General features: G+C 31.8%; 3 protein-coding genes. 2 read left to right on the top strand and 1 reads right to left on the bottom strand.

Going from position 1 to position 2,599, the window contains the following annotated elements; all coding sequences use genetic code 11:
• On the top strand, positions 1-670 hold a 670-nt coding region (locus L4D78_RS28150), incomplete at its 5' end, for a hypothetical protein (RefSeq protein WP_428469981.1).
• A 21-nt stretch (positions 671-691) separates the two neighbouring features.
• Positions 692-1,813: a glycosyltransferase family 4 protein gene (locus tag L4D78_RS28145; protein ID WP_428469980.1), complete on the top strand. Its 1,122-nt coding sequence runs from the start codon at positions 692-694 to the stop codon at positions 1,811-1,813.
• Positions 1,814-1,899: 86 nt separating this feature from the next.
• Here L4D78_RS28145 and L4D78_RS28140 read toward each other — a convergent pair.
• The coding region (locus L4D78_RS28140) for a hypothetical protein (protein WP_428469979.1) at positions 1,900-2,599 on the bottom strand (700 nt) is incomplete at its 5' end.

Genomic DNA, 2,599 nt, shown 5'->3' with positions numbered 1-2,599 from the left:
CTCTTTGTTTTTGTTCTCATATTTAAATGATTTTTCAATATTACTATTTTCATTAATGTTTTTAGCTACTTTAGCTTGCTATGAAATTGGTTATTTATACAATGATATAATTACAACTAAAAATGAAATATCACCAACAATCAGAAATACTGAGTGGTTTGAAGCCCACTTAGGTCTCGCTGTAGTTATACGTGTTGCATTCTGTCTTACATGTTTATTGTTAGTATTTGTTAGTACAGATATTTACTCAGCATTATTACTTCTTTTTGGAATGTTTTCTATACAGCTGGCTTTTTTCTTCCATAATACAGTTAGAAGTAAGCTCAATATTGTAAGTTATTTTTCTCTAGTTTCTTTTCGCTATGTAACACCGATCATTCCTTTTGTTTCCTTAGAGGATGTTATTATTGTTATCCTTGCTTTTCCTCTTTGCCGTACTATTGAGCATGCGTGTAAGAAAAAGTATGGATTTAGCAGTTTACAATCTTTAATCAGTAATTTTGATATATATAGAGTTGCCTATTATTCACTTTTTACGGTATTGTCTTATTTTGTAGATGATACTAGAGTAGTATTTTACTCTTTTCTGTATTTTGCATGTATAAGGTCACTTGCTCTAGCAGTTTCTAAATTACACTTTTTTAAAAGAAGCAAACATAAATCATACTAAAGAAATAGGTTACAGTTAACAATGAATAAAACAGTAGTTATTTCTGCTAATACAAGTTGGTATCTTTATAATTTTCGCAAGAACACAATGACTGCCTTAATGGATATTGGCTATAATGTAATTGCAGTTTCACCTAAAGATGAATTTTCTGATAAAATTGAAGAGTTAGGTGTTCGTCATATTGATATTTTTATTGATCAAGGTGGAATGAACCCTGTAAAAGACTTCTATACTTTCATATCATTTATACGGATCTATTCTAAGCTTAAACCATCTGTTGTGCTTAATTTTACACCAAAGAATAATATATATTCTACTATTGCATCTCACTTGAATAATTCTAAATCTATTAATAATATTGCAGGTTTAGGAACAATTTTCATCAATAAAGGTATCGTAGCTACAATAGTAAAGGCGCTTTACAGATTTAGTCAAAGTTATGCCTCTACTGTTTTTTTTCAAAATGATGATGATAAAGCTATTTTTATTCAAAATAAAATAGTCCCAGTTGATATTGTTGATCGTTTACCTGGGTCAGGCGCAGACTTGAATCGCTTTCAATTAGTGCAGGCACCAAATGATGGTATAGTTAGATTCTTGCTTGTTGCGCGTATGCTTTATGATAAAGGTATTAAATTCTATGTAGATGCAGCACGTATTCTCAAGCAGAAATATGGTTCTAATGTTGAATTTTATCTCTTGGGATTCCTTGATGTCGATAATCCATCTGCAGTTTCATCTGAAGATATGAACTCTTGGGTAAATGAAGGGGTCATTGAGTATTTGGGAGTCAGTGATAAGGTTGAAGATGAAATAGCGAAAATCGACTGCATGGTTTTACCTTCCTTTTATCGTGAAGGAGTTCCTAAATCATTACTTGAAGCTGGTGCTATGGGTAAACCAATTATTACAACCGATAGTGTTGGCTGTCGTGAGACCGTTGATCATAATGTTAATGGTTACATTTGTAAACCAAGAGATTTAGACAGTTTGGTAGAGCAATTAAATAAATTTATTTTATTATCTCATGATGAACGATTATTGATGGGGCAAGCTAGTAGAAATAAAGTAGAAGAAGAGTTCGATGAAAAAATAGTAATTGAAAAGTATTCAAGAGCAATTCAAAGCTGCGTGTTAAGTTAGAGTGTTTTTAGGTGATTTCTTTATTCTGTAAATAGTGACGTAAAAAGCCAGTAGGGAAACCCTACTGGCTTATAAGTCCGAGCTGTTTACTTTAGCAACTTTCGTAAATAAGCTAACCCTACCGCAACCATAAAACCAAGAAGAGTACTGATAATTACAATCATGCTTCGTTTTGGGTTTTCACGATACATTGGTTCTTCAATATATTGAATGAAACGGTATGGTTTAAAGTCAATATCATCACTAATCTGGTTTTGTTGCTCTAAAAGCGACAACTTAGCTCTAACACTTATTATATTCGGTTTTAACAATTCTAATTCTTTTAAATCTTTTAGTATGTTAACTTTAGATTGAAGAGCTTTTGAACCTATTGAAATTGAAAACATATCTTTCGTGTCTAAATTTGCGACAGGTTCTGTGATATTTGCTTCTTTTGCAATTTTATAGGCAATTTCTGTTTTTAATGTTTGGGCTGTAAGCTCACTTATAGCTTCGGTTGTAAGCAGCGTCATTTTGTTTTCAAGTTGAGTCTTCTTTGACCTGAGTGTGTGGTTTAAACTTGCTTCAATCTGATTTTGTACTCTTTCTGATATGTAAGCAGTATACTCTTCAAGCATCGCAACGCTGCTTTGACGAGAGTAACTTTTGAACCTAATTGTGTAGACTGGTGTATGTGATCTTCTATCACCTGATGATGCGATTTGAATATTTGAATACCAATTTCGAATGAGGCTGTCTACATCTTTTTCTTTAATATTATTCTTTTTAATATAATCATTAAAGTAT

It is taken from the genome of Photobacterium minamisatsumaniensis, assembly GCF_050336695.1.
Taxonomy (GTDB): Bacteria; Pseudomonadota; Gammaproteobacteria; order Enterobacterales; family Vibrionaceae; genus Photobacterium; species Photobacterium minamisatsumaniensis.
The sequence above is the reverse complement of the archived record's forward strand: the minus strand, read 5'-3'. Positions and strand labels throughout refer to the sequence as shown.

Bases quoted from the DNA above. Each gene is read 5' to 3' on its own strand.
- L4D78_RS28145 (WP_428469980.1), top strand. From the start codon at position 692: ATGAATAAAACAGTAGTTATTTCTGCTAATACAAGTTGGTATCTTTAT.